We start from the raw sequence: 1,344 nt of genomic DNA, 5'->3' as shown, positions 1-1,344 counted from the left end.
CTATATGCTCGTGATGAAGATTACCAACGGCAAAAACAAGAACGCGGCTTAAAAGAAACCGAGTGGGAAATGACGAAAAAGCAGCGGCAACACCAAACTCGAAACCGGCATGAAGATGGGGGCATGCACTTGTAATCACAAAATTAGCGATTGGCTAATTGGAATGAATGGCAGCCCTTTATACACCTTGCTATTAAGACAAAACGGGGTGCGTGGGGTGTACTCGATTGGTCGAGTACAGACGCCAACTTTGTATATGGTTTATCAAAGAGACCAGGCAATCAAAAACTTTAAGCCGGAACCCTATTTTGAACTAAATGCTGAAATTCTTGCTAATCAGCAAAAATTCGTCGCAAAATTAGACCCCTATCAGCGATTTAAAGATGAAGCAGGACTAATAACATTCATGCAAGCTAAGCACGTTCAGAAAGGCTCGCAGGCCGGTTTAATCAAGGACGTCCAAAAACAAGACAAAAAGCGTGCTAGTCCACAACTATTCTCACTATCCAGTCTGCAAAGTGCCATGAATAAACGGTATCATGCCAGTGCCGGCCAAACCTTAGCCGCCATTCAGAGTTTATACGAAGCTAAGTTCCTTAGCTATCTCCGAACCGATTGTGCTTATATCACTGATGAAGAATTTGAGTATTTAGTGGCTAATCTGACGAAGTATCTGGGGTTAGTCTCTAAGCAAGTCGCTTTAACCAATACCACGCCAAATAAGCGTTATGTTAATGGAAAAAAAGTTGAAGAACACTACGCCATTATCATGACAAAAGTTGTCCCGACGAAAGATCAATTAGCTGCCTTACCTAAATTACAGCAACAGGTCTATGATTTGGTTTTAAGAACCACATTAGCCATGTTTTCTGATCCGTACGAGTACGAGGAAACCACCATTATTACCCAAGTTGGTGACGCCAATTTTAAAGCAACGGGTAAGGTCCCAACTAAGCAAGGTTGGCAAGCTTTATTTGATGATCACAAAGCCGAACAGCAAGAGGCAGCCACCCTACCGCTCGTTCACCAAGGCGATCAAGTCCAAGCAAATCTGCAAACGCCGCAAAAAGAAACGACCCCGCCGGTACCATTTACCGAAGGTACCCTGATTACGGCCATGAAGACGGCCGGTAAAACGCTTGATGATGAAGCAGCCCAGGCGATTCTCAAAGACGTGCAAGGCATTGGAACAAGTGCGACCCGGGCAAATGTACTGGAAATATTAAAAAAACGCGGCTATCTCGTCACTGAAAAAAATAAGCTGCACGTCAGTGAAGCCGGGATAACATTATGTAAAGCGGTCGAACTCGAACCCTTGCTAACTAGTCCAGAAATGACGGCTAA

At 44.2% G+C, this 1,344-nt stretch carries 1 protein-coding gene and 1 pseudogene; both read left to right on the top strand.

The genetic code is table 11. From position 1 onward, the window contains the following. A pseudogene (locus IV54_RS11405) lies at nt 1-135 on the top strand (nicking enzyme TraA protein); the annotation flags it as partial. Then, nucleotides 110-1,344: DNA topoisomerase (locus tag IV54_RS01300; protein ID WP_237756641.1), on the top strand; the 1,235-nt coding region annotated here is incomplete at its 3' end. The pseudogene IV54_RS11405 and the gene IV54_RS01300, both read left to right, overlap by 26 nt.

The organism is Levilactobacillus paucivorans (assembly GCF_001437125.1).
Classification (GTDB): domain Bacteria; phylum Bacillota; class Bacilli; order Lactobacillales; family Lactobacillaceae; genus Levilactobacillus; species Levilactobacillus paucivorans.
This window is presented reverse-complemented; position numbering and strand designations above follow the sequence as displayed.